This is a genomic window from Mesoflavibacter sp. SCSIO 43206 (assembly GCF_019904215.1).
In the GTDB taxonomy this organism is placed as follows: Bacteria; Bacteroidota; Bacteroidia; order Flavobacteriales; family Flavobacteriaceae; genus Mesoflavibacter; species Mesoflavibacter zeaxanthinifaciens.
Window position 1 is genome coordinate 1,711,770 of record NZ_CP063201.1, and the last position, 25,140, is coordinate 1,736,909.

A 25,140-nucleotide genomic window follows, 5' to 3' on the forward strand; every position below is an offset into this window, starting at 1 on the left:
AACTAAAATATGTGTTTAAAACTTTTTAGAGCATGTTATTTGTACGCATAAAGATGAGTTATTCGAATCAAGATAGTTTGCAATTGTAAAATAGGTTTTTCCATTTGAATAACGTGTTGTATAATTGTTAGCATCTTCATTAAAATAAGTCTTGTCAACCGAAAAGTTTGCTTTTATTTTATTCTGCATTACAATGAACTTTTCTTTATATTCATCACAGATATTTAATAAGATATATGCTGGTTTCATATTAGGTTTATAGGACATAGAAACTCTATGTTTTTTTCCTTTGTTAGCTAGTTCGATTGGATAGAAAATATCTGTAACATAACCATCCTTATCTGTATTATGAGACTCAATCATATAATTTTTTGATAATAGAGTTTCTCTAAATACCTCATAATTTTCGGAACCAATAATCATATCACTATACGTAATTGTTTGAGCTGTTAAAAGTCCATAAAGCAAACATGTTAATGTTAATAATAGTGTTTTTTTCATTTTTGTTATTTTTAATTATTTGGAATGTTAGTTTTTAAACTCTAAGCAGAGGGTTTTGTTGAACTGTATTTAGGTTAATTGTTAATTCTTGAGGGTTGTAAAATTGTGTTTATAATATAATAATGTAATTTTATTAAGGTTTAAAAAGATCTCAAAATTGTGTTTAGTTTGCTTTTATATGTGTTGATATCTTCATGAGTAACAGTATAATATTCTAAATAATTTAATTTGTTTGCTTTCCCGTTATTGGCAAATAGATCATATCTTTTATATTCAACATTTGAATTTATAAATTTTTTTAAGTTATTTAATTTTTTATTGAAATTTATATTATTGAATTTAAAGATATAGCATGCTCTATTTTCATTAATGTTTTCCCAGATAACAAAGTTGTGTCTGTTTTTTTTAATGATTATTAGTAAGGCTTCTTCTAGTGAGGAATTATTGTTTTCCCACAAAGCAATAGCTTTATTTTTATTTTTTATGAACTTGGAAGCATGTATAATAAATGTATTGCTTTTAAATTTTTTTTTAATTTCATTTAAATTGATTTCTTTCGAAAACGATAACTGCTTATTTTCTTTTGTTTCTTTTTTTATCTGTGATCTTTTAAGTTGTGTTTTTTTTACATTATTTACGTGATTTATAACGATGTCTCTAATTTTATCTATGTCTGTAGATAAATTTAGTACTATTTTTCTTGTTGACTTATTAATATAAACTTTATAAAGTTCGTTTGCATATTTTTTTTGAAAATAAGTTTCGCTTAATTGATTTAAAATATTTGTTGGCCCGTCAATTGATATTGATAAATACAAAATATTGGGATCTACCTTTATTCCTCTATTAGTAAAAATTAGGTTTTTCCAAGTAAAATATACTTTATCACAGTCTTTCTTGGTAATTTCCTCTACAACAACTTCTTCTTTTATTTTAACTTTTTTCTTTTTTATTGGTTTTTTTCTTAATACTATACCGTTATCTTTCTCTTTTTTCACCTCATTTAAAACTTCATACATAGATTTTAAAATATTCTTAGGAGAAAGTAGTTTCTTATTATCTAAAGATCGTGTTCTATGATGAATATATTGGTATAGGTCATTATTATCATTTATAAGAGTGGTTAAGGGTGTTAATAGTTTTTGTTCTTTTTTGTCAATTAATAAAAACAATAACCTTAAACAATTTCGAACTGAGTTAGTAGATATAGTTAAATTTGATTTATTTTGAATATTTATATCCTTATTTAAAGTAGTTAAGCTTTTTAGTAAGCTATTAATAGTAAATTTTTTATTGTTGTTTTTTTTGGTGTTTTTTCTTAAAAAAACGTACAGCTTATCATCTTTTCTAACTTGTTCTATTAAATTATGTAATGATTCATGTTTTTTTTTGCTTAAAATAAGCGATAATATTTTTAACCCTTTATTTATAGAATTTATCTCAGTACTTAATTTGTCATTATTTACAGGATGATTTTTTTGATTAATTAAACCATTTAAAACTTTTAATTCTCTAGTTACATTTAGTGTTCTAATTTTAATATTAATAATTTTTAAAGTTAGTTTGCTTTCTTTCATCTCTGTAGTAAGAGTTTTAAATTTCTATTTTTGTAAAATAAATATTTTCAATTGGATCACTCCAATCAAACTCATAATTTCCTTTTAACTTTATTGGTGGTCCATAAGGATTAGCTGTTCTGTATTCTAAAACTTGTCCTGATTTATAAGATGATCCTTTACGTATATCAAAGTCTTTAGTATCTACTGAATATTCTAGTTGATTTACATAGTGTTTATGGTCAGTCGAAATGAAAAGATAGTTTAAGTCAATTCCATCTTCTTTGTAAGCTTCTAAATTAGATATGTCTTTAAAGATATCGTATCTGTTATTGGGCTCTCTGTGGTTTTTCTTTTTAAAGAATTTAAGTTCTATTGCTCCAGTTGCAAATTCAGTTTCGGTTCCAAAAGTTAATAAAATATCTATTCTTGCTTTTTTGCTATTACTTTTAATACTCTTTGTATTTAACTTAATATAACTTTCCATTTCAAGATTAAATTTTTCTTTAGGGGCAAATTCGTAAAGTTGCCCGAAAACTTTTAAAATATATCCTAGTTCGAGCTGAAAAGAAGCCTCATTTCTAGAATTTATTCCTCCGTTTGCAAGTTTCATTTCTAACGTTTGAAACGACATTTCAATGATTTCTTTTAGTCGGTTACGATATTTGTCAATCATAAGAGTTTGGTTTGTAGATTTTATAGTTTAAATTTTTTTAGAATAAAATAACCTTCAATAAAAACAATAAAAAATAATTTTAAACTAGTTTATTAGCTCCTGTTGCTTTTGTTTCTAAAGTTTTAATTTATTCATTTTAAAGTGATTGAATCGGTTTGTTTTGAAATGTGATTTACTCGTAATACTCCCAAACTTTATTTTTTAAGTCTTCTAAACGCACTAAAAACTTATACATTTCAGTAATTACTAAGCCAATATTTTTAACATTGTTTTCTTCATAAAAAACAGTTGTATTTGGAAGGGTTAAAAAGATATAATAGTTCAATACAAAACAGCCTTCTCGGTTAACAACTTGATCATAAAATTTTGTAGCAGTAAAGTTAGAGTAACTTGTTATGAAATTATTGTAATCTGCTTCTAATTGATTAAAATCATTTTCTAGTCCAGCTTCTTTAATAGAATCTTGTAAGGTTTTATTGTTTTTTATTGGAGAAACCCATTTATCTGAAGTTATCATTAATCTAATACCACCTTCATAGGGTTGCGAATTTAGTTTAATCCAATGTCCCCAATCTTTTTCAGTAAATTTTATATAGGCATTGGATTGAACTCTTTTACCTTGTGGATTTATTTGATTTGCTATTTTTGGTAGATTGTTTTTTAATTCAGGTATTATAAGATGTCTTAAATGTTTTAAGAAATTACCTCTATGATAGTCTACAACAGGTTTGTCAAATGCTTCAAGATTGGTTACTGATGATAATGAAATTACAGAACTAATTATATCCTCAATATCTTCTCCTTTTTCTGTTATTGAATCTTTAAGAGAGTTTAATAGTCTAGATATGCTTAATGCACGCTTCTTTAGATAGTGATCGTTTTCACAAAGACGAAATAATACTTTTTCCCATTCTTCATCAAACTCTTCTGACTGATTTAGCTTGTCTATACTTTGTGGATCTAGTGGTTTTAAATTCATTTGCAAGGCAACATTCTCATTCCATTTATCAAATGCAGAGTGTAAAGAAAGTAATCTGTAAACAGGCGGGTAAGCAATTTGTATACTAACCAATGCGTAGTTTATTAATAGCTCTAATTCTTCATTTAATTGATCATCATCTTGAGAGTGATTTTTTGTAGTGTTGATACAGCTTATAAGAGAAAGAGAGTTCATAAGTCTTTTTAACGCTCTTGGATTAGTTCCTACAGATAAGTTTGAAATTTCGGAAAATTTAGAGACAAGCTTTTCATTTTCAGCTAGTGCTTCACTTATATAATTTATTGATACTAAGCTTTCTTTTAAAAAAGTATCAATTTTATAGCTTCTTACTGGCATAGAAAAAGGAACTTGGATAATCTTGTCAAAAAAAGAACGAAATTCTCTTTCGTTTTGTTCAGATAATTTTCCAAATTTTGGCTCAAGTCCTTTTATAACAACGTCATAGTCTATGGCTAAGACAAAAACACAGTTTTTAAGAGTGAAAATATTCTTTAATAACTCTAAAAGCTGTACTGCAATAGGAGGATCTATTCGATCTAAATCATCAATAAAAAAGATAAAACCTTCTTTGCTTGTGTCTTTGTCTAAACAATTAGCTATTATAGTTTCTAATTCGTCCCTAATTTGACTAATTGTTACATCTTGTTCTTGACTTAAAGCTTTTGTATATTCATCCATTGCAGAACTTGTTATGCTATTGAGTGAACTAGCAACCTTAAGGGCAGAAAAACCAATTTTTTTGACATTCTTTAATAACTTAGTTTTCTTTTCATTGTCAACATTAGCAATAGTAGAAACGCTTTCTATCAATTTTGAGATAATATCTATTAATGTTGATGATGCATCTTTCATTAAAGCATATTCCCAGGTATTTAACCAAATAGAATGAAATTTAGAATTATCTTTTTTGCTTAAATTGTCTTTTAAGCTGTTCATTAATGATGTTTTTCCGCTTCCCCATTCTCCTTGTAGAGCAATAGTTATTGGAGTATTTGTGTTTTGAATGAATTTGGTGAGTCCATTTTCAAATGGTTCGATGCCAAAATTGTCTTTTTCTCCAAGTGATACATTTCTTGGTATATCTGTTATACTTGATTTAATCATGATTAATTGTTGTATTTTCTGTTTATTCTTTTGCATTTTTCGTCATATGTTTCAGCATAATTACCATTTTGAATGGAAAATGTATTTCCTGAAGCACCTAGAAATTTATCTACTTTTTTATATATTCTAGATATTCTTTTTAGTTCCTGATCATATACTTCTATATAATTATTATTTTGAATGACTACTATTTCTGAAGAATATCCTAAGAAATCAGAATTAGTATATAATCGACTAATTCTTTTGCCTTTATTGTCATAGGTTTCCAAATAGTTCCCTTTTTTTTCTACTCTTGCAATCATGTTTGGTTTATTTAAATTTTGGTTTAGTATGTTAAAACGAATTATAAACTAGTTAATATTTAATAGTGTAGGGTAAAAAGAGAAATAAGCATATGCTTTAGTCATATTTATTCTTCTACCAACAAATTGTCACTAAAGCTATTGTATATGTCATTAATTAGATTTATCAAATTGTCTAGTTCTGATTGTTTTTGATCTAATTGTTTTAATTTCTCAAAAGGTATCTCTATATGAATTTCATATCCAAAAGAAATATCAAATTGATTTTTACCTGAATTTATTATTGAATTTTCCCAGTCACATTGCTTTTTCCAGTTGTAATTAAGATGATCATCAAATAAGTATGATAGTTGTGTCCAATGTTCGCCTCTTTTCTTTCTACCAGTAAATTCCAGGAAATTTTCTTTTGTGTAAAGTGGTTTTTTTAAATCGTTTTCTGAAAACCAAAGACCTTGAAAATATTTTTGAAAACTTGTCATTTTAACATGGTATCTGTATGAGACAAGGTATTCATTGTCTAAAATATTTAGCTTTTCTCTAAATTTAGGATTTTTACTAAAAAGAGAATACCCTTGTGCTTTGGTGTTACCAGGATATATCCCAACTATTAAACTTCCTTTATCATTAATGCTAAATAGTATTTCTTTAGCCCAGTTTTTATAAAATTCAAGTCCTAATCTATCATTATAATTTAGTCTATTAATTTTAGATGTTTTAGCATACTCTTCAATGGTTGATTCAATTCTTCTTAATATAGCTTTTTTATTAGAAGGCTGAAGAGCAGAGATTGATGGTTCTGGTAACCATCTAAAATTATGTTGCTTCACTAAAGAGATAAAATCAGATAAAAACCTATTCTGACTATTCATGGTTTTTTCAAAGCTAGAAACCTTAATAGCAATAGCCATTAGCTTAGGCCAATTAAAATCAAAAGGAGTAATAATTTCTCCGTAATTATCTTTATTAAACTCTTTGAATTCGTCCTCTGATTTAGTAATATTTAATATTTGGTTGTAAAGTTGATGAGTACAATTTACATCATCTCTTTTTGCTTCAAAAACAAAAACTATATTGTTAATCTGAATTACTAAATCACATATCGGGTCATAATACTTATTATTGTTTTGTGACCAAAAGTCATCAATTTCAGATTCACTTAATGAGATAGCGAAAATGTGATCAAATCCAGATATTTGACTAGTTCTTTGCTGTATGTTTATGTTTACACTTGTTTCGCTTTCTATAGATTCAAAAAGCTGATTATAAAAGTTTGTTCCTTTTAAAATCTCTTTAATAATTTCATGAAAAAAAAGAGAATCTTCTTGAAGAGAAATTGCTAAAGCTCTGGTTAAGTCATTTTCTAATTGATATGAACGGTTTTTATTAGTGTATGACTTAAATATATTTAAATGACTATTCATTGTTTTTTTAAGAGGTGTTATTGATTGCAATAATGTTATTATATTTTTTATTGAAGCCTTAATACTTTTATCAGGTTTACTCAACTTAATAAGGTGGGTATCTAGTTTGCTTACAGAAGCTGTTGTCTATATCTTCTATTTCTCAAATTTATCACAACTATCTGTTACTGATTTTATGGATTCGACTTTTGCTTTAGGAATATCATTGTGTTTGAATTTTTGTCTATTACTAAGGTTTATTAAATTACAGTAACCAGAAGTTTCTCCCCATGATTTTAGCATGCCAGAAATAAACAAATGTTTACAGTTTTTACAGATTTTTTCTCCTGATTCCAATTTTTACTTATTAATTCTACTTATGATCTAGTTTAATTAAATGTTGGAGCACAGTCTAAATTCTCGTTGTGAGGTTGTATGTACTTCCAAAAAGCTTTACCAGCGCTGTCCAAATAGTTTAAAGAATAATTTATCTCAGTCCTAGATGAAACCTGATATAAGTATTCATTGCAGCCATAAGAATATTTTTGTTTAAAGCATACTATTGCAAAATAATAAGTTTGATAATCAACTGTCACATCGTAGAAAGTAACTTTAGATATAGCTTCACTTGTAAAACTGTTGTATGTTGTTCCGTAGTTATTTTCTTTAATTGATTCCATTAGTTCTTCACAAGTTTGAGAGTAGCTCTGAAATGCAAATAAGCTTAATATAATCAAGATGTATTTTCTTGTCATTTTATTGGTTTTAATTATTATATATTTTCGTATTGAATAGGAAGTTTCTTTTCTTTTTAATCTGTTATGAATTATGTTTAGATAGTAATCAAAAATAATAACTCTAATAATAGATTTATTACGGATAACCGTAATGCATATTAATTTAAATTCTATTTCAAATATAACATAATAATCATATTCCATAGCGTTATGCTATTGTAAATTTAATATTACTACTTTTACTCCATATTAAGTATAACTGACGGACATACTTCTGTACACGATTTTACTAAAAAAGACATAAAAGAAGGTGTTTTTGAGTTTAAAATACAACTCATAACCCGAAGGTCACAGGTTCGAGTCCTGTTCCCGCTACTAAGTCTTTAGACTAATAAAATCAACGGTTTGTGTCCTCACAAACCGTTTTTTTATGCTTAATTTTCAGCAGTTAATTGAAAGTGAATACAGAAGTGCATACGAAAGTGCATACGATTTGACTATGAAACAACAATATTCTGAACCAAAAATTTACTTAGGAAACAACGACCTATCAAAACGATGGTACGTGTATTTTTCCTACAGAAATCCTGAAACAGGAAAGCTAACTAGACAAACGCCAATATATGGCGATGCAAACACCTATAAAACAAAAGAAGAACGTTTAGCCGTTCTAACTATTTATAGGCGTGTTTTATTAAAACTTTTAAAGCAAGGTTATAGTCCATATGAAGATAATACAGAGCTGCATACAAGACTGAATACACCAACCAAAAATGAACCAAAACCGCAACCGGAAAAACCAAATAGGTTAACTACAGTAGATAAAAATAGTGATGTTGGTTCTAATACTGTAAATGCTGGTATTTTGGAAGAGGTGAAGCCTGTTGAAAAGGATAATACACAACCAAATTTAACCAAAGTTAACCAAGACGTAACCAAAACTGTTTCGGGTACAGCAACCGAAGGAAACCAGATAAAAGAGGCGTCTAATTCAACATCAAAAAAAGAAGTTGAAGATAATAAAGGCAAAACTTTAATTGACGATGCATTTAACCTAGATGATAGGATAAAACAAAAGTCGTTAAGAGTAACTAGTTATAGAACATATTCAAGTCACATAAAACGATTTAAAGACTGGTTACGTAAAGAACAAAAGCATTTAAAGTATATTGAACAAGTAGATAAATCAGTTGTGATTAAATATTTAAACAAGGTGCTTTTAAACTCTTCAGCTAGAAATAGAAATAATTATAAAGCAAGTATTAGTAGTTTTTATTCAACATTAGTAGATAATGATGTTTTAAAGACTAATGAGATAGTTTCGATAAAAAAGCTTAAAACTAATTCGGTAAGAAACAAAACCTACACAGAAGAGCAGCAAAAAGAAATTTTTGATTATTTAGAAAAAGCTGATCCAACATTACTTTTATTTATAAAATTTGTGTCGTATAACTTTTTAAGACCAATAGAAGTGTGCCGATTAAAAATTGGAGATATTAATTTAAAGAACAAAACAATTTCTTTTAAAGCAAAAAATAAGCCTTTAAAAACTAAAATTATTCCATCGATACTTATTGATGAATTACCAGATTTGAGTCAATTTAAGGAGGATGAGTTTCTTTTTAATTATAAAAAATTAGGCGGTTATTGGAATGCATCAGAGGATACTAAAAGAGGAAAATATAGCCTTCGTTTTAAAACAGTAGTAAAAGATAAGTTTAACTTAGGTAAAGAGTATGGTTTGTATAGTTTTAGACATACATTTATAACTAAATTATACAGAGCATTAAAAGAAAACTCATCACCACATGAAGCAAAAAGTCAGCTAATGCAAATTACAGGTCATACCTCTATGACTGCATTGGAATCTTATCTTCGTGATATTGATGTTGAATTGCCTAACGATTATTCAGATTTATTAAAAAGCTAATGGAACAGGATTTAAGTAAAATATATCATAAATTAAACTTAGGACTAATATGTTGTTCAATAGGATATGTACCTCAGCGTTTCGTCAATTTTATAAATAAAGAAGGTGATACTTTTTTTCAGAATTTGGTTAATAAAATCATTATTATTGATAAAAAGGGTTATGACAAAGAACCTACAATGACCGAGCTTTTTATGCTTATGGGTAAATCATCTATGTTAAGTCAAAATATATTTGATTTAAATATTTTAAAACAACAGCATAACAAAGATAATTTTAAGTACATATTAGAAAAATATACAGATTCTCTTAACGCAGTAATTTATATAGCTGAGTATTATTTTAATAATATTGATAATGACATACCAGAAACTAATAATACAATTAAAGCTTCCTTTAAAAATCAATATCATTATTTAATTAAACATAAAGAGGAATTTGATTCTAAATTTAGTCCTTACAATTTTCCGCCAATAAATATAAATTCTTGGTTAAATCAAAAAAGATTAAATGACTTAAAGGGTACTTTTCCAAATTCAAAAATTCCAGAATTAAAAGTTGAAGACTTTAAAACAAAAAAGCAACTTTTAATTGATGACAAAAAAGAAGAAGTTAAAAAGTCAAAGTCGCAACTAAAGAAAGAAAAATTACAAGCCATAAAAGAAAAAGCTAATCAAGAAGCTGAAAGTTATATACTAAAGCGTGTTTTTAATTTAGATGTATAATTGCTGTTGATTTTTGTTGAATCTTGTTGATCCGCTGTTGATTTTTGTTGATTAGTTGTTGAATCTTGTTGATTTATCGTTTATCCGCTGTTGATCTGCTGTTGAATATTGTTGATTCTTGTTGAATTAATGTTGGTTTTCAAAAACGGATTTGTTTTTATGTTATTTTGGTTTAGTAAGAATTATAGAAAAATAGACTTGAATTAACTTTCAACTTTGAAGATTTTCTTTAGTTTTATTCCAACCAAAATATTCAAAATCAATTAATCGCTAATTAATCAAATGAATAACCATAACTTTTCTATTACTACGTATTATTTTGATACAAAATAATACCCAATAAGTTTAAGCATAAAACCATACTAATTACATTTTAACTCTTACGGTTAACCGTAAAGAATATTTATGTTTTGTGTTTATGTTTGAAATTAATCAATAAAATAATTAACCAATACTTTTAAAATTATGTGGCACCGTATAATGGAAGTCAAAGAATGGTTCGGCGAAATGGCTGAACGATTTGTTTTAGTTCGAGATTTTAATAAAGCAGCAAAACTCTCATTTATAGGAGGGACAGCTCCAACATTACTTGAGGCAAAAATAACAAAAGGAGACCCAAGATATAAACATGCTTTTTCTAAATGGAGAGGCGGAGGATTTAGAATCAAAGCTTTATCAGGTAGAAACCTTGAAAGAAGTGAATTAGTTGAAATAGGAAGAGTTGTTCTTGATAACGAAACTTTAACCCGAAAAATGATTTCACTTGGTTGGGATACATTAGAAGTACATTCTAATCAAGGTTATAATGGAGTTAAATGGGCGTTAAAAGATCATGCTAACATAGGAGGTTTCCTGCAATAGATTTACTATGAAATTAATACAAGAAAATAATCAAGAAGTTGATAAGGTAGTTGGGTTAATTCAAGATTCAGACTTATTTTATCAAAATATATGGTTTTGGATAGCAGTTTTAGAATTAGCTGTAATATGCTTTTTGCTTTTTAAACTATTTAAAAAGAAGCAATTATCAGATTTAACATTCAATGACGTTAGTAAAAAAGATCTAAGGAAAAAAGTCAAAAATAGTAATGTTGATATGAGTAATTTGATGGATAGTATAAACAATTCAAAAGACTTATATAAACAACTGAGTAGAACTTGTCATCCTGATAGATTCATAAATACTGATAAGCACTCAAGTGCAGAGGAAATTTTTCAAAATATATCTAAAAACAAGAGAAATTATCAAAAACTTTTAGAGATAAAAGAAGAAGCTATTAATAAATTAAACTTAAAAATAAATTAATATGGAAGATAGAGGTGTCTTAGCAATAGTATTCTTGTGTTTAAGAGTACTAGGAATATTCGTATGTGCAAGCAAAGCTAAAGAGTTAAACCGTAACCAAGTAGGTTGGGGAATTTTTGGTTTTGCAATGCCAATTATTGCAATGGTTTGGATTCAGTTTATGAAACCAGTTATAAAGTGGGAAGAAAAATCTGAATAATATGAAATTAATTAAACTGTATTTTATAGCTCTGTTTTTGTAACAGGTATTAGTAATGTGTTTTCTCAAAATCTAGATGATTTAGATAATTATCAAGTTGAAGAGTTTCACAAAAAAATAGATTTAGATTATGGTACACTAGATGATGATGGAAATTCGATCGATTACATCTATGTTAAGACAAGTGTTGATACCGGAGAATATAAGATTGATTTAACAGATGCAGATGGTGATTTATATGAAATAAAAGATACTAATATTTATGTTACTTTCAGAGGTTATTTTGGATATGCTAGTTATTCTACTGAGTGTATAATGAAAGTAAATTATTATGGAGCAACAGTTTACAAATTAGAATAAAATTAAAACTAAACAAATGAAAAAATTATAATACTTTTTGTCTTAATCTTTCAATTTATACCAAACAACGTAAAAGCTTAAAACGATGGTGCTGTAGCTGCAACTGCAATAGGTGGTTTATTAGCTATTGGAGCAGGTGTTGCTGCTGTAGAGCAAATGAAAGAACACGCAGAATTAACAGCAACACAATGGATATTAACCAATCAACTTAACATGAATAGTTTTTCACTTAAAACTTTAGACTTTGATGGTAAAAAATTAAAAGACATGTCTGCGGTATCTATGATTTGTTTTAAAATTTAAGAGTTTACACTAGCAGATAAACCTGAGGTAAATGGAAATAAATAAATTGGAATTCTAGTTATCACATAATAATACAACATACATTTAAAAATTAAGATAAATTATATTTAGTATGAGAGATTTTGTTTTACAACTAATAGAGAATAAACAAAAACGCTATAGAGAAGATTATAGCGAGATGCTTGGTGATTACAAACGAGAGCTAGAAACTATTAAAGGATATAATGGTAGGCAGTTATTAGAGTTGCTTCAAAATTGTGATGATGAAGGCGCTACTAAAGTTACTATTGCATTAGACAAAGATGCAAGAACAATTAGTATAAGCAACAATGGTAATACATCATTTTCAAAAAAAGGGTATCGTTCGTTATTCATTGCCAATTTATCTTCTAAAACTTCTCGTAAATATATTGGTAATAAAGGCTTAGGCTTTCGTTCTATTATAAACTGGAGTAAATCTATAGAAATACAAAGTAATAATCTATCTCTTTTCTATTCAGAACAAAACACCAAAGAGAACTATGAAAAACTGTTTTCAAAAGAAGAAAGGCAACGCATAGTTGAAGAAGAAAATCTTGGTGAAAACACCATTCCAGTGCCATTTTTAAGTATGCCAATACTTAAAAATATAAATCAAGGTGATTTTAAAACTGCTATAATTATTCAGTTTAAGAAAAAGGTATTTAAAAATATTTTTAAACAAGTTAAAAATATAACACCCGAAACATTACTATTTTTAAAGCACATAGAAGAAGTACATTTTAAAGGCTTTGAAGATGTTGCAAACATAAAATGCAAAAGAGAAACTCATTTGCATAAAACAGCTGAATTTTCACCTAGAGAGTTTATTCAATTTTCAGCTAATTCCTGGTCTATATTTGAAGTTGAAAAAGAGTTGCCTTCTAAGTTTCAAGATTCCAATAAAACAGAAAAACAGTTTTATCAAATCAAAATAGCGGTAGAAGATAATTTTGAAAAGTCTTCCCCAAATTTGTATTCTTTTTTTCCAACCAATATTAAGCTAAATCAACCTTATGTTTTACACGCTACTTTTGATTTAGATGCCACAAGAAATCAACTAAACGAATCAGAAAAGAATAGATATATATTAGAAAAAGTAGTTGCTTTTACTATTGAGGTTGCTAAATACTATTCGCAATCAAAAGTATCTTATCAACCTTTGTCAATATTAAATCACACACACAAAGCCGATACGTTAGATAATTTAGGATACTACGATTTAATTGAAGAAGCAATTAACAATGAGGCTATATTTCCTTGCATTGATAATGAGTATAGAAAATTAGAAGAAGTTATTTATATAAATGATGAATTTGCAGAATTTTTACAAGACGCAAATGCTGAAGATATAATTTCTATTCACTTACTGCCTTTGGAAGAATTAACTCTTGAAAATTTTAATTTAGAAGATGAAATATATGGTAGTTTACAAAATTTAGAAGATTATTTATTTCATTTAAATCAAATTTCAAATAAAGAGTTATCCATAAAACAGCGTGCTCAATGGATACGATTAATAACGCAAGAAGCTAGCTTTATAAAGAATCACCATGAAAATGGTTGTAATTTTCTAATCAATAATAATGGAGAGCTTATAAATGGAGACGAATATATTTATACCCCAATAACAAAAGAGAAAAAGCTAAAAACACCCATTTTTACCAATATACAATTCATAAACGACAATCTATTTGAAGCTTTACTGACAGAACTAAAATTTAATACACGTGACAACCCTAATAAATCGCGTTTTATTTATGATGAGTTAAAAGGTTTCTGCAATATTCACAGTTATGAACCTGCAACATTGGCACAGAAGATTATTAGGGAAACGAATGCGGTAATTGAAAAGGACACCGATCAAAGTATTGTTTGTATCAAAGAAATGAATCAATGCTTGTACCACAATTTTAAGCTGATGAACGATGGTACAAAAATTCCTGATGATTCAGTCAAAATTCCTTGTATTTCTAAAAGCGGAACAAAGGCTTATACTGAAGACTTAGTACTTTCTGATTTTTATCCTTTAGGGAAAAGAACGACGTTGATTTTTGAAGGCGTTTTACCAGAGAAAACCTTCGTTGCCAAACCAACAGATTTAGGTTTCAACGAGGCTGAAAACATTCACGAATTAGAAAGATATTTAAAATGGATTAAGGTTAATTCTTACGCCCGATATAAAAACAAGTCTGTTGTTGACAACGGAATAGAAGACTACTTTAAACACGTTAAACTATATGATGGTTTTGATAGATATACAGGATACAGAATAGATTATCTCGCTATAAATGGTTTTAAATCCATCTTAGAAAAGATAGCTATAGAAAAATTAATTCTTTGGATTTATTATGATGATGTTTTAAAACAGCAATTGTATGACTATAACAACGATGACAGATTCAGATATTTTTATTACGATTATAATATTATAACGAACAAACCATCCTATCTAAAGTATTTAATTAAAAAATTCTACAAGTATGATTTTTCAGAATTTCTTATTGATGAAAAGTACTCATGGGTAAACAACTTTAAGATCAATTATAAAAAGATTATGGATTTGGATGAAAACATCAATAAAACCATAATTAATGAAATTCTAGTAAGCTTAGGTGCAAACGATGATTTTAATGACCTTCCAATAGAAAAAGTCGCCGAAATAATAAATAAATTACCTGATAACTACCCAACAGGGGCTAAATCGCAAACTTTTTACAAAAAAGCCTTAAGCCATTTTAATCATAATGAAATTGAAATTGAAGTACCTCTAAAGCTCTTTGCTCATGATGGAAATGAACTTCAGCTTTATAACCAAAACGATGTTTATTTTAGCGAGAAAATTAAATTACCCAATAAGCTTAAAAAAGACTTCCCAATTTTTAATTATCCAGCTAGAGCAGGTGGTGCAGAAGCTATTAAGTTTTTCGGTATTAACGATTTAAAAGAGGTGAAAATCGAAGTCAAAGACAAAATGTTATTAACTTCTATAACAGAACGCTTTGAAGATGTTTTGTTCAAATTGAAGCCTTTCTTATTAAGCCATAGATTAAATGTAATTGAAGATGTTGAAGTAAGAAAAGTTCAAGCTTCAATATGTCAAAAAATTAAAATTCTATTGTGTTCTTCGGTAGAATATAAAGTCAAAGAAGGTGTTTATGAAGTAGCAGACTATGAGTTCTTACATTTAGAGGAACAAACATATTTAATTAAAATTAATGATTTTGATACTATTAATAGTTTAAAGAAAAATGTTGATTTCACAAATAGTTTTTCGGATATAATTTCTCTAGCTTTTGATATTACTAGTGATAAAAATGAATATAAATATATTTTAAGGAGTGACTTTGAAGATGTCCAGAATAGTATTAAAAGCGACTTAGGAGAAGATACGTTAAATGAGGCAAGAGAGTTTTTAGGACTTGCAGATTATAAACAAGCATTTTGGCAAGCCGTTTTTCAAGTAAGAGGTCTTGAATATAATGATTTGTTGGACGATTTGGCTTTGGAAAAAACAATAAAAGGGAGTTTGGGTATTGAGTTTGATACCAATTCCTTGGATTACGAAAAGATAAACTTAGAAAATGAATTAGTAAAAATAGAACAGTTATTTGATGAACTAGATATAACTCTAGAAAATTTCGCTAACTATTATAGTTATAAAATTAGCATTGCTCAATACCATCTTTCAAAAATTAAAGATGCAATTCTTTCTAAAAAGAATGTCATAAAATCTTCTATCTGGCTAAATTTTAAAGAAAAAACTATTGATGAGAAAGCGAAGTTTTTAGCTGAAATAAATAGATATGAAGACTATAAAGAATTTGCGCAACAGAAAGCAGAAGAATTTAAACATCAATTCAATATAGATAAGACTATAGTCTTTAAAGATTATTTGAATTTGGTCTATCCAAATTTGACTTTAATAGATAATGTAAATCTTGACGAAATAAAAAGAAAGCACAAAGAGAAATTTACTGAAAATGAGCTTTATAAAATAAGACAAAGCGAGCGTTTAAATAGTCTGCTGTATTTTGAAGATGCATTGGAAATAATTAAGGAAGAATTAAATAAAGATATAGAACTTGAAATTGAAGTTTCTTCAGATAATGGTAGGAATGATAATGATGTTGTTTTACAAACTCGTTTATTTAGTAGTGATGTTTTAAAAACCAAAAGCCCAACTAATGGTAATAATAGACACAGTGTTTATACGCCAAAAGAGAAAAATAATAAAGGTTTAAAGTTAAAAGGTAATAATTCGGAGCAAATAGTCTATGATTTTCTAATAGAAAATGGTTATAAAAATGTTGACCTTGTAAGTGATGACAATGAAGGTCTGCAATGCGATATAAGATACACTAACGAAAAAGAAGAAGTAAAGTATGTTGAAGTTAAAACCTTTGATAATGGCAAATTTTTCCTGTCTAAATATGAATATGATTTCGGGAAAAACAATGAAAAGGACTATGAAGTATGGCTAGTTAAAAATAAACAAGATATTATACCAATTTATGACTTCTTCTCAAATCCAAAATATATTACTAGTGTAAATGAATATTTAGTTCATTTAGAAATTGTTTAAAATAACATTATATACATAACCAAAACAACGAACAAGCTCTAGAAGTAGCCACAGAAAAGTATATGATAGGAATTTGTTTAGAAGATCTAAAATTACAAAGAATTTCTATTGATGCTATAAATGAAGATATCACAATATATCAAACAGGAAAAGGCTATTAAATTGAGCAACTGAGTTTTTTTATCGCAAAGTTTGACATAGAGGAGTTATCAGAGTCAGTAGATTTACCTACCTATGTTTTAGATTTTGTAAAACTAATCACGAGTATTAAGTTAGATGTTTCAGAAAGCGAAGTAGACCCAAAAAATTTAAATTCAAGAGGTGAGAATGGTGCTGATGAGGAAAAAGATCCTTTAGGTTTGATTATTCAACCCTTTAATCAAAGTTGGTTTCAAGGTTAGGAAGCAACACCAAAAGACCAACGTGTTAAGTTTATTATTTTAATAAAGTATATACAATCAAACCCTTATTTTGAGGCAAACGTTGTTAATAATAGTGACTAGTAAAATAGTGATTTAGTGTTTAAGAAAATTTTAGACGAGCTCATGAACCAAAAGCGAAAACAAGAATTAGAATTGTATAAGCTTTATGCAAAAGATGAAAGTTTTTATAGAGTTTTTTTGATACAATGAATTAAACGGCTATTATTTCATAAATACTTTAAAACTGTCAGTATCTAGAAAAAGTAATTTTTAGTGATTTATTTTTGTTATATTATTAATTAAAAATTTTATTATGAGTAAACAAAACAATCACAAATCAAATCAGTCTAATACAAATAGAGGTACTTCAGGTAGTAATAAAACAAATAGCCAAGTACACGGCAATAGAGGTGCGCAATTAAATCCAAATCGAGAATCTAAAAAGTAAAATAATTAATAGATGCCAAAAAGGAATAATGTTAAATGGACTGAATTATTGGTTGCAATAACACCAAAAGGCCATAGGTGGAAGAATGTTTGGCATCTACTTAATGTAGTATTTAGTTATTTATTTAGTGATGGGTTTAAATCTTCACGGCGTTGGTTAGTTTATATAATGTATTTATCTAATTGGGTTGATTTAAAAAAAAGACCATACTTTACACTTTCTAATCAGGATTTAGCAGATATTGTAGATGATCATCTTAAATTAACTCTGAGTCAAGAAGAAGTTTACAGGTTATTTAATACTACAAGACATACATACAAAAAAAATTTTTCAAATTATCTAGACTTATCGATTAAACCTAAAATTGGAGAGATAATTCTTGTGTATATAACTAAATGGCAAGATTCAAATCAAAACTTGTCAAAACCGATTACTAAAAAACAACTCGCTCAAATGTCTGGTTTATATCATAAAAAGTTGGCTTATATGTTTATTGAAGTTCCTCAAGCTAAAGATTACTTCTACTCAACAAAGCTTTCATATGAGAATATAAAACAATTTCCTCCTCGTTTAGTAGAGTGTTTTTTTGAAGAGATAGGAGAACCTGAACGTTTTGAAGAGTTAATATTGTTATTGAAAAAAGAGGAGTTATATTGATAGATTTTTTTTTTATTATATAATGATTTTATGTGTAGTTCTTTTAATGAATACGTGTAGTCTAATAATTGAGATTTTACACTTAAATTTTATTGTATTCTATTAAGCTTAATAATGCATGATTACCTCTAATTTTACTTTTTTCTATTATTTCGAGTAAAATTTTATAATTATTATCTCTAGGAGTAAAATGTTCTATTCTAAAATTATTATCAGATTCTTTAATAAAAGCTACTATTTCAGAAGGTTGGAAGTGTAATTCGTGTTTGGCAATATCCCTATTGTGATATATTCGATATTCATTTCTAGTTCCATTTTCTTTAGCAAATTTGTCATTGTGATAAACATAGGAGGCTTGAATTATATTGCCAGGTTCTAAAGGATCATTAAAATCTAATTTTAAATAATCATTTAATACGTATTTGTCTAACTCTTTGAAGAAAGTACCGACTGCAGATTTAGAAATATAAAAATATCCTCCAGTCATAAGCCTACCTTTTCTGTAGCCAAGCTCCTGTGTAGTTAGTTTTTTTAAGTAAACATCATTAGATTGTAAACTCATATTATTTCGTTGTTTGTTAAACCATTGAAATCGTAATCATAAATTAAATTAGAAATCCTTGTATTTTCATTCTTTACTAAAAATTGATCTACATTTTTGTTATCAATTTTGATAGTTAAAATGTTGTTTACCTCGTATGAAAAACGATTATACTTTTCTGTTTCAGGAACTAAAACATTTATTTTTTCAAGTTTTTCAAAAAATTCATTTAATAAAAATGAATCGTTACCAATTTCCATACAAATAAAATCAATTAGTTTTTTGACTGTAATGGCATTACTAGAATCACTTTTTTTAAGGCTTACAGAATAAATGTATAGAGGTATGTCTTCTGATTTTAGTTGGATCTGACCATTTATTTTATGAATATGACCTATTTCTTTAGAACTTGTTTTAACTTCAATGTCGAAAGTCTTAAAATTAAAATCTCGTAAACTACTTTCAGGACCTTTCCAAGCTTTAATAATTTCTTTATAGTTTATTTTTTGAGATAAATTTTTGATTAGTAGAAGTTCACCAATTAATCCTTTAATTTCAGATTCAGTCAATTCAACATTCATTTCTTTTTCAAAAAAGTAGTACCATTTGTTTATTGTAAACTTTACAGCTCTTGTTATATCATTATTTTCTTTAAAATTTTCAATAATTTGTTCAATGATTTGAATAAACTCTTTTTTAAAATCTTCATGAGTACAAACAATATCTATAAATTTATCTTTACCATAATCAATTAAATCTAGTGTAGTATTTTTTACTTTTATACCTTTTCTATTTTCATTAATTGATTCTTCAGATTTAATAATTAAATGAAGTTGCTTCGAGTAATCATAATACAAATAGCATTTTAAGTCATTTAAGGGTACCTCTAAAGCCTTTATTTTTTCATCTTTTAAGGATGTGAAACTTAATTTGGAAATATAATTCTCTATCATTTATTCAAATATTTGTTGGTAATAATCGATTTCACCATTAGCGATTTTAGTCTCAGGAAATACAACTGTAAATCCTATTGGATTAAAGGTTAAATTTTCAGACGAATAATTTTTATCAGATTCGTTAAAAGCATCTGAATGATTTCGGTCAATGAAATATAAAATCAGAGTTAATTTATCATTATCATTCGCAATTTTAATATCAGCAGTATCAGAAATCACACCTATATTGACAATGTTTTCATTAATATATTCTCTACCTTTACTCTTTCTTAGGTTTCTTTTTACGGGATTAACAGATAAACCAAAAAGCTTTGTTGGTTCAGTTTTTTCTTTTAATTGTTTTATCCCTGAAATAAGAATGTCAAAAACTTTTATTTCACCATCTCTAACTCTCTTTTTAATATACTTAATTATATCATTTAAATCGAAAGAATTATAGGGTGTGTATTTATAATCTTTAATAAAACTTAAAAGATCTTCAATGCTTAAATCTTTAGCAAGATATTTATAATCTAAATTATTAGGTCTGTTAAAAGAATCTTTATACTTCTTGATTAATGATTTTCCGAGATTATAATTACAGTTTAAAATAGATAAATCTCGGTTAAAATAAATGGTTTGAATTGTTTGTTGAGAGTAGGATTTAGTTAATGCTGAATTACCCATTTTAGCAGTTGGTTGCATCCTCATATGAGCTCTTACTTTTGGTGCGAAATCAATAGGCGTCAAACCCTCTTCAATATAGCGTCTAACTTCATTTCTTAAGTCATCTTCAACAGCCATTACATATTCAAAATGCTCAGCAATTCTTTTTGTAGTATATATGCGGAGTAAGTCTTCATATCCTTTTCGGTAACCGAACCACCTTCCCATTTGAAGTAAAGTATCATATTTTAGGGTGTCTCTAAGATAGTAAGTTACTGTTAGACCTTCAATTGTAACACCTCTTGACATTATATTACCACCAATACATATTAAGTATTTCAATTCTTCGTTCAGATAATCGAGCCTGTCTTCTCTGCTATTTATAACCTTAATATTAGTTGTTTTACCTCCCTTAGAGCTCTTTAAATAGTTAGTTACATGATTATATTCTTTAGCAAATTCTTCGAAATTGTAAATGGGTAAATCACTAACAATTCCTTGTAATCTTCCAATACTTTGACTTTTATCTTTAAATTCTATAAATTTTTCAAAAACTTGATAATTACATTTTAAACCAAGAATGTACTCTTTAACTTTGGAATAAACTGTATTGTGTTGATTGTTTCTGTGGTCTGTATGAATCATCATACCACAATATTTGTCATTCTTTCTATACCTCCTAATTATTGAGGCATATATGAAAGTATTTATTGCAGACTCTAGATTTGAAGTAATATCATGATCTTCATCATTTATTATTTCTCTCTCATTATCTTCTATAAATTCGATTAGCGCTAGTTCATTTTCTTTATTCTTAATACCAAAAAACTTACTACTACCAAAATATTCTTCAGGTTCAGGTAATGAATAAATAAAATCCTTTGGATAAAGGTCAGGCAGCCCCAAATAATCATTAGCAGGGTTAATAAATACATTTGCAAAAGGTGTAGCCGTGTAACCGACATATACTGATTTAGGGAAAAGACTTAATAAGTGTCTTATAGAATGATTAATTACTGTAGGATCAGTTTCTACATCTGAATTATCTATGCTTGCTTGGTCAGCTTCATCATCAATAATTAGCAGAGGAACAGAGTTAATAGTATTTTTATCATTAGCATGTTCAATCCAATTAATCAAGCTGCCTAAAATAGATTGGAATCTTTTATGTTCATTACCTGTTCTTGCTAATTTCTTAATTACAGCTATAGAAACGTCTGAAGTGCTTGAAAAGTGATCCGAAAAATTTGAAATCGGTGCTGAAAAATCACCATTGTCTAATGCTACATTTGGATCAGGTAATCGTGTTAAAGGGTGAAATTTTTCTTCCCCAATTAACCATTTAATAGTTTCTAAATCTTTTATTCCTGCACTATTTTTACCTACCAATTCCTTATCTAATCTAAATTGAGTTTGCATTCTGAGGGTGTCAGTCATACCTGCTAATACAATTACAAATCGATAACCAATTGATGCTGCTTTAGAAATTAAGTGGGTAAAATTAGCTGTTTTACCTGATTGTACATGACCGATAACTAGACCTTTCTTACTAAAAACGTTTTTTTTATCCTTATCGGGCTTAGGAAATTTTTTAATTATTTGGTCTGTTTCGTAATCTAGTGACTCAACAATATCAGGGTTATCTCTAAAAATATTATCTTTTAAGTAGTTTTTATGTCTTAGATAATAATGCCAATTTTCTTTGTCTAACTCAATTTCTTCACTGTCATTATATATTCCAGTTCCTTTGATGTATACATGTGACCCACTTGTAAAACCGAATTGTTTTTTTGTAAGATTTAGAAGCTTGTCTTTTTGCTCAGTATCTAATTTGTATATCTGAGTAGCAATTGTTAATTCTTGTGGTAATTTTTCTATAAATTTTTCAATAGTATCTAAGGTTAGATTAGAGCCAAAAGCTTCAAGTTCCTGTCTTATTTTAACTTTAAAAATTTTAAATATAGTATCTCGATCCATTTTTGGTTTTTTATTGTGAGGTCCATTGTTTTGCCATGGCTTTAGCCATTCCTTTAAATGTCTTACTTCTTAAAGTTCTCCTTTCAGCTGGAGATTTAGCTTTAGTTAAAGCGTCAGAATACCATTTTGGTAAACTTTTTCCACTTTTTAAAACCACTCTTTCTCCTTTTTCCACAACATTCGTAGGTTCTAAAAAGGGTAAGTTTTTAAGCCATAGACAAGTAGTTTTAGATGCTTTATCACCAAACATCCACGGATGGACTGTTTGATCAGGTTTTCTATACCTTGTACTTATTATTCCAACAGGATTTTCAACAGCAATCTTTTCTATAGGAGCTTCACAAAGTTTAATGAAAAATTCAATAGCCTCTTCTCTATGTTTTGCTCTATCAGGAAATCTTGGGTGTGGTCTTCTCTCAGATGTGGGCCTACCACTATCGTCTGGATGATAATACCACCTAGCACCACTAACAGCCAAAAAAGTACATGGAGGGTGAGCTATCATTAATTCCCAATCTAAACCATCACTTACTATGTCGCCGTTTTGCAAAAGGCCTCCTTTTTCTTCTATCACTTTGAAAACATCATAATTAAAATGCCATTCAGGATGTCCTCCACTGCAAGGTAATAAATCACAGCTGTAAGCATCATGCCCAAGGTTTCTTAGTTCTTTTGTAATAGCTTGACTTTCTTCACAAGCAACTAATATTTTCATAAATTTAAATTCTTAAAATAATCATTAATGCCCAAAGCAATTGATTTTGCCATTAGTGGAGGTACAGCATTACCTATCATTTTGTAGCAGTATCCTTTACTTCCAATAAACTCAAAATCTAATGGAAAAGACTGTAGTAATCCTGCTTCACGTATTGTTATTGATCTTGCTTGTTCAGAATCAGGATGTATAAACATTAGGCCATCTTTATACAGATGAGCAACAACTGTAGGAGAAGGTTTGTCCCATTCTAAATTGCGATATTTTGCATGTTTTGATTCTTTTTTTAATAGCTTATTATAAAACTCTATTTTCTCACTCAAAGTTTTTTGATTCATTTCTCTTTCAACCCATTCTTTAAAAATTTTTACATCTCTTTCGTTACTATGTCTTGGCTCATGTTGTTTAATTTTTTCTTTGTTTTGAACAAGTTTATGCGAAACATTTTTTCCTTTAATTTTTGTGATATTTTTTAGAGGTTTGATTTTAGGTAGGCAGAAAATAGCATCTTTTACAGTTTTCTTATTTGTTGATTTTTGAGTATCTATATTTTTGTATATTTCATTCAAGTTATAATTTCTATCTTTCCTTATCCCAACTATAATTAATCTTCTTCTTTTTTGTGGTACTTGAAAATCATCAGCTACGTATATTCTATTTTTTAAATTATTTGGAGCTGTTATTTCATAACCTATTTCATTAAAAGCTTTGTATACTCTCTCTGTAACTTTAATTCCGCCAGGTTCTGCGCTTAGCATACCAGGTACGTTCTCAAAAACAAAGGCTTTAGGTTCAAACTCTTTTACAACTTCAACAAAGCTTTCAAATAAGTAATTTCTATAATCATCTTTCATGGAATTTTTGTCTTGAGCTCTTCCTGCTATTGAATATGCTTGACAAGGTGGTCCACCAATAATAAAATCTACTTTTTTGTTGCCAATGATCCCTTTTAAACCTTTATTTACAGTGTTATCATGATTGGTTTTTTTATAGAGTTTTTTTGTTGCATCTTTCCATGAACCGTTTATAAGTTCTTCCGATTTTTGAATATCAAAATGGACAACATTTTTTAATGCTTCTTCTTCTGTATGGTTCCATTTAGTTACAAGCCTTTTTCTTAAAGTATTTACCATGGGTAGTTCCCATTCTACATGAGCTAATCCTTTAAACTTATTTGAGGATAAGAACCCTTCACTTAAACCACCACAGCCAGCAAATAGATCAATAAATGTGAATTTTTTATTCATTTTATACTAAAAATTCTTTTGAGATTTTTTGGTGTAATATTACCTTTTTTTAAGATATGGAACATTTTATTATCTTCTACTTTGAACATTAGAATTTGGCATGTTTTGTTTTTAATTATTTTGTTTACCAAAGTTATTTAAAATCTTTCTATAATAAAACCTATTTTATCTGCTTCTTTAAACAGTTAGTTAATCATATGGTCTAATGTAATAAACTATTTTGAATATTTTTTTTTTTTTTTATTAAGTAATTGACTATAAAACAAGTGTTTTAATTTTTTTCAACCCCTTTCTATAATTATAATAAATCTTTCTAATCAACCCTAAATTTACTAGGTGCAAAACCAAACGTTTTCATAAGTCTTGTCCAAGTATTTATTTGAGATATTGCTAATGTAAGTTGAGCAATTTCAGCTTTAGTAAAATGTTCTAGTAAAGGATTAAAAACATTCTTAGATATAGGATGTCTTTCTAATCTTGTTAATACATCAGTAAACTTTAAAACAGCACATTCTTTTTCACTAAAATAATTAGTCTCTTCCCACACGCAAAGCGACGAAAGTCTTAAATCGGTTTCATTATGTTTTTTTAGAATTTTGTGATGCATGTCTACACAATATGCACAACCATTTTTTTGTGCGACTCTTAACCTCACTAGTTCTAATAAATGTAAATCTAGTGTTGAATTATCTAAATAATTTTCAATTGCCATCAGATTTTTGAAGATGTCTTGAGGTACATCTGTATAACTTATTCGTTCCATAAATATTTAAATTTTAATTATGGTATAAAGTTATTTTGAAGCTATATCAATCTACTTAAGATATCTT

Annotated in this window: 24 protein-coding genes; 10 read left to right on the forward strand and 14 right to left on the reverse strand. The window is 27.7% G+C overall.

The genetic code is table 11. The annotated features are described in order from the left end of the window. Positions 1-15: 15 nt before the first annotated feature. The 8 genes from INR78_RS07865 to INR78_RS07900 form a co-directional block, all read right to left on the reverse strand. Positions 16-501 carry a hypothetical protein gene (locus INR78_RS07865; RefSeq protein ID WP_223076084.1) on the reverse strand — a complete coding sequence of 162 codons (486 nt, stop codon included), beginning with the start codon at positions 499-501 and terminating at the stop codon, positions 16-18. Positions 502-641: 140 nt separating this feature from the next. After that, positions 642-2,078, reverse strand: coding sequence for a hypothetical protein (locus tag INR78_RS07870; RefSeq protein ID WP_223076085.1), 1,437 nt, complete (start codon positions 2,076-2,078; stop codon positions 642-644). Positions 2,079-2,094: 16 nt separating this feature from the next. Continuing rightward, a complete protein-coding gene (locus tag INR78_RS07875; protein WP_223076086.1) occupies positions 2,095-2,733 on the reverse strand; it encodes a hypothetical protein in 639 nt (212 codons plus the stop codon). 172 nt (positions 2,734-2,905) lie between these two features. Then, positions 2,906-4,873: a P-loop NTPase fold protein gene (locus tag INR78_RS07880; protein ID WP_223076087.1), complete on the reverse strand. Its 1,968-nt coding sequence runs from the start codon at positions 4,871-4,873 to the stop codon at positions 2,906-2,908. Next, entirely contained in the window at positions 4,840-5,139 is a 300-nt protein-coding gene (locus tag INR78_RS07885; RefSeq protein WP_223076088.1) for a hypothetical protein, read from the reverse strand. The genes INR78_RS07880 and INR78_RS07885 overlap by 34 nt, the downstream gene beginning before the upstream one ends. 107 nt (positions 5,140-5,246) lie before the next feature. Beyond that, positions 5,247-6,560 (reverse strand): hypothetical protein, encoded by a 1,314-nt coding sequence (locus tag INR78_RS07890; RefSeq protein ID WP_223076089.1) that lies wholly within the window; start codon positions 6,558-6,560, stop codon positions 5,247-5,249. Between the two features lie 135 nt (positions 6,561-6,695). Further along, complete coding sequence (locus tag INR78_RS07895; RefSeq protein WP_223076090.1) at positions 6,696-6,896, reverse strand: hypothetical protein; 201 nt, start codon at positions 6,894-6,896, stop codon at positions 6,696-6,698. 32 nt (positions 6,897-6,928) lie between these two features. Next, on the reverse strand, positions 6,929-7,294 hold the full coding sequence (locus INR78_RS07900; RefSeq protein WP_223076091.1) for a hypothetical protein: 366 nt from the start codon (positions 7,292-7,294) through the stop codon (positions 6,929-6,931). A 412-nt stretch (positions 7,295-7,706) separates the two neighbouring features. On the opposite strand from INR78_RS07900, the gene INR78_RS07905 reads away from it, so the two are divergent. The 10 genes from INR78_RS07905 to INR78_RS07945 all read left to right on the forward strand — a co-directional run bounded on the left by INR78_RS07905 (position 7,707) and on the right by INR78_RS07945 (position 18,229). Next, positions 7,707-9,206 carry a tyrosine-type recombinase/integrase gene (locus INR78_RS07905; RefSeq protein WP_223076092.1) on the forward strand — a complete coding sequence of 500 codons (1,500 nt, stop codon included), beginning with the start codon at positions 7,707-7,709 and terminating at the stop codon, positions 9,204-9,206. After that, positions 9,206-9,931 carry a hypothetical protein gene (locus INR78_RS07910; protein ID WP_223076093.1) on the forward strand — a complete coding sequence of 242 codons (726 nt, stop codon included), beginning with the start codon at positions 9,206-9,208 and terminating at the stop codon, positions 9,929-9,931. Before INR78_RS07905 ends, INR78_RS07910 begins: the two co-directional genes overlap by 1 nt. 465 nt (positions 9,932-10,396) lie before the next feature. Next, positions 10,397-10,792, forward strand: coding sequence for a hypothetical protein (locus INR78_RS07915; protein ID WP_223076094.1), 396 nt, complete (start codon positions 10,397-10,399; stop codon positions 10,790-10,792). Between the two features lie 7 nt (positions 10,793-10,799). After that, the gene (locus tag INR78_RS07920; protein WP_223076095.1) at positions 10,800-11,237 is read left to right on the forward strand and encodes a molecular chaperone DnaJ; all 438 of its coding nucleotides are present in this window, start codon (positions 10,800-10,802) and stop codon (positions 11,235-11,237) included. A 1-nt stretch (position 11,238) separates the two neighbouring features. After that, complete coding sequence (locus INR78_RS07925; RefSeq protein ID WP_223076096.1) at positions 11,239-11,436, forward strand: hypothetical protein; 198 nt, start codon at positions 11,239-11,241, stop codon at positions 11,434-11,436. A 57-nt stretch (positions 11,437-11,493) separates the two neighbouring features. Then, the gene (locus tag INR78_RS07930; RefSeq protein WP_223076097.1) at positions 11,494-11,796 is read left to right on the forward strand and encodes a hypothetical protein; all 303 of its coding nucleotides are present in this window, start codon (positions 11,494-11,496) and stop codon (positions 11,794-11,796) included. A 156-nt stretch (positions 11,797-11,952) separates the two neighbouring features. Continuing rightward, on the forward strand, positions 11,953-12,099 hold the full coding sequence (locus INR78_RS07935) for a hypothetical protein (protein WP_255593001.1): 147 nt from the start codon (positions 11,953-11,955) through the stop codon (positions 12,097-12,099). A gap of 112 nt (positions 12,100-12,211) precedes the next feature. Then, positions 12,212-16,702 carry a sacsin N-terminal ATP-binding-like domain-containing protein gene (locus tag INR78_RS07940; RefSeq protein ID WP_223076098.1) on the forward strand — a complete coding sequence of 1,497 codons (4,491 nt, stop codon included), beginning with the start codon at positions 12,212-12,214 and terminating at the stop codon, positions 16,700-16,702. Between the two features lie 735 nt (positions 16,703-17,437). Continuing rightward, the gene (locus INR78_RS13650; RefSeq protein WP_255593002.1) at positions 17,438-17,572 is read left to right on the forward strand and encodes a hypothetical protein; all 135 of its coding nucleotides are present in this window, start codon (positions 17,438-17,440) and stop codon (positions 17,570-17,572) included. Positions 17,573-17,584: 12 nt separating this feature from the next. Next, a complete protein-coding gene (locus INR78_RS07945) occupies positions 17,585-18,229 on the forward strand; it encodes a hypothetical protein (RefSeq protein WP_223076099.1) in 645 nt (214 codons plus the stop codon). Positions 18,230-18,311: 82 nt separating this feature from the next. On the opposite strand, the gene INR78_RS07950 is transcribed toward INR78_RS07945, so the two are convergent. The 6 genes from INR78_RS07950 to INR78_RS07975 all read right to left on the reverse strand — a co-directional run bounded on the left by INR78_RS07950 (position 18,312) and on the right by INR78_RS07975 (position 25,073). Further along, a complete protein-coding gene (locus INR78_RS07950) occupies positions 18,312-18,791 on the reverse strand; it encodes a hypothetical protein (RefSeq protein WP_223076100.1) in 480 nt (159 codons plus the stop codon). Then, positions 18,788-19,723 (reverse strand): PD-(D/E)XK motif protein, encoded by a 936-nt coding sequence (locus INR78_RS07955; RefSeq protein WP_223076101.1) that lies wholly within the window; start codon positions 19,721-19,723, stop codon positions 18,788-18,790. Before INR78_RS07955 ends, INR78_RS07950 begins: the two co-directional genes overlap by 4 nt. Further along, positions 19,724-22,348, reverse strand: coding sequence for a Z1 domain-containing protein (locus INR78_RS07960; RefSeq protein WP_223076102.1), 2,625 nt, complete (start codon positions 22,346-22,348; stop codon positions 19,724-19,726). A 10-nt stretch (positions 22,349-22,358) separates the two neighbouring features. Beyond that, on the reverse strand, positions 22,359-23,063 hold the full coding sequence (locus tag INR78_RS07965; RefSeq protein WP_223076103.1) for a hypothetical protein: 705 nt from the start codon (positions 23,061-23,063) through the stop codon (positions 22,359-22,361). Beyond that, on the reverse strand, positions 23,060-24,310 hold the full coding sequence (locus tag INR78_RS07970; protein ID WP_223076104.1) for a DNA cytosine methyltransferase: 1,251 nt from the start codon (positions 24,308-24,310) through the stop codon (positions 23,060-23,062). Before INR78_RS07970 ends, INR78_RS07965 begins: the two co-directional genes overlap by 4 nt. A gap of 313 nt (positions 24,311-24,623) precedes the next feature. Continuing rightward, positions 24,624-25,073 (reverse strand): carboxymuconolactone decarboxylase family protein, encoded by a 450-nt coding sequence (locus INR78_RS07975; protein ID WP_223076105.1) that lies wholly within the window; start codon positions 25,071-25,073, stop codon positions 24,624-24,626. Positions 25,074-25,140 lie beyond the last annotated feature (67 nt).

Excerpts from the sequence above, each read along its gene's own strand:
- INR78_RS07865 (WP_223076084.1), bottom strand. The coding sequence starts at position 501 with ATGAAAAAAACACTATTATTAACATTAACATGTTTGCTTTATGGACTT.
- INR78_RS07870 (WP_223076085.1), bottom strand. The coding sequence starts at position 2,078 with ATGAAAGAAAGCAAACTAACTTTAAAAATTATTAATATTAAAATTAGA.
- INR78_RS07875 (WP_223076086.1), bottom strand. The coding sequence starts at position 2,733 with ATGATTGACAAATATCGTAACCGACTAAAAGAAATCATTGAAATGTCG.
- INR78_RS07880 (WP_223076087.1), bottom strand. The coding sequence starts at position 4,873 with ATGCAAAAGAATAAACAGAAAATACAACAATTAATCATGATTAAATCA.
- INR78_RS07885 (WP_223076088.1), bottom strand. The coding sequence starts at position 5,139 with ATGATTGCAAGAGTAGAAAAAAAAGGGAACTATTTGGAAACCTATGAC.
- INR78_RS07890 (WP_223076089.1), bottom strand. The coding sequence starts at position 6,560 with ATGAATAGTCATTTAAATATATTTAAGTCATACACTAATAAAAACCGT.
- INR78_RS07900 (WP_223076091.1), bottom strand. The coding sequence starts at position 7,294 with ATGACAAGAAAATACATCTTGATTATATTAAGCTTATTTGCATTTCAG.
- INR78_RS07905 (WP_223076092.1), top strand. The coding sequence starts at position 7,707 with ATGCTTAATTTTCAGCAGTTAATTGAAAGTGAATACAGAAGTGCATAC.
- INR78_RS07910 (WP_223076093.1), top strand. The coding sequence starts at position 9,206 with ATGGAACAGGATTTAAGTAAAATATATCATAAATTAAACTTAGGACTA.
- INR78_RS07915 (WP_223076094.1), top strand. The coding sequence starts at position 10,397 with ATGTGGCACCGTATAATGGAAGTCAAAGAATGGTTCGGCGAAATGGCT.
- INR78_RS07920 (WP_223076095.1), top strand. The coding sequence starts at position 10,800 with ATGAAATTAATACAAGAAAATAATCAAGAAGTTGATAAGGTAGTTGGG.
- INR78_RS07925 (WP_223076096.1), top strand. The coding sequence starts at position 11,239 with ATGGAAGATAGAGGTGTCTTAGCAATAGTATTCTTGTGTTTAAGAGTA.
- INR78_RS07935 (WP_255593001.1), top strand. The coding sequence starts at position 11,953 with ATGAAAGAACACGCAGAATTAACAGCAACACAATGGATATTAACCAAT.
- INR78_RS07940 (WP_223076098.1), top strand. The coding sequence starts at position 12,212 with ATGAGAGATTTTGTTTTACAACTAATAGAGAATAAACAAAAACGCTAT.
- INR78_RS13650 (WP_255593002.1), top strand. The coding sequence starts at position 17,438 with ATGAGTAAACAAAACAATCACAAATCAAATCAGTCTAATACAAATAGA.
- INR78_RS07945 (WP_223076099.1), top strand. The coding sequence starts at position 17,585 with ATGCCAAAAAGGAATAATGTTAAATGGACTGAATTATTGGTTGCAATA.
- INR78_RS07950 (WP_223076100.1), bottom strand. The coding sequence starts at position 18,791 with ATGAGTTTACAATCTAATGATGTTTACTTAAAAAAACTAACTACACAG.
- INR78_RS07955 (WP_223076101.1), bottom strand. The coding sequence starts at position 19,723 with ATGATAGAGAATTATATTTCCAAATTAAGTTTCACATCCTTAAAAGAT.
- INR78_RS07960 (WP_223076102.1), bottom strand. The coding sequence starts at position 22,348 with ATGGATCGAGATACTATATTTAAAATTTTTAAAGTTAAAATAAGACAG.
- INR78_RS07965 (WP_223076103.1), bottom strand. The coding sequence starts at position 23,063 with ATGAAAATATTAGTTGCTTGTGAAGAAAGTCAAGCTATTACAAAAGAA.
- INR78_RS07970 (WP_223076104.1), bottom strand. The coding sequence starts at position 24,310 with ATGAATAAAAAATTCACATTTATTGATCTATTTGCTGGCTGTGGTGGT.
- INR78_RS07975 (WP_223076105.1), bottom strand. The coding sequence starts at position 25,073 with ATGGAACGAATAAGTTATACAGATGTACCTCAAGACATCTTCAAAAAT.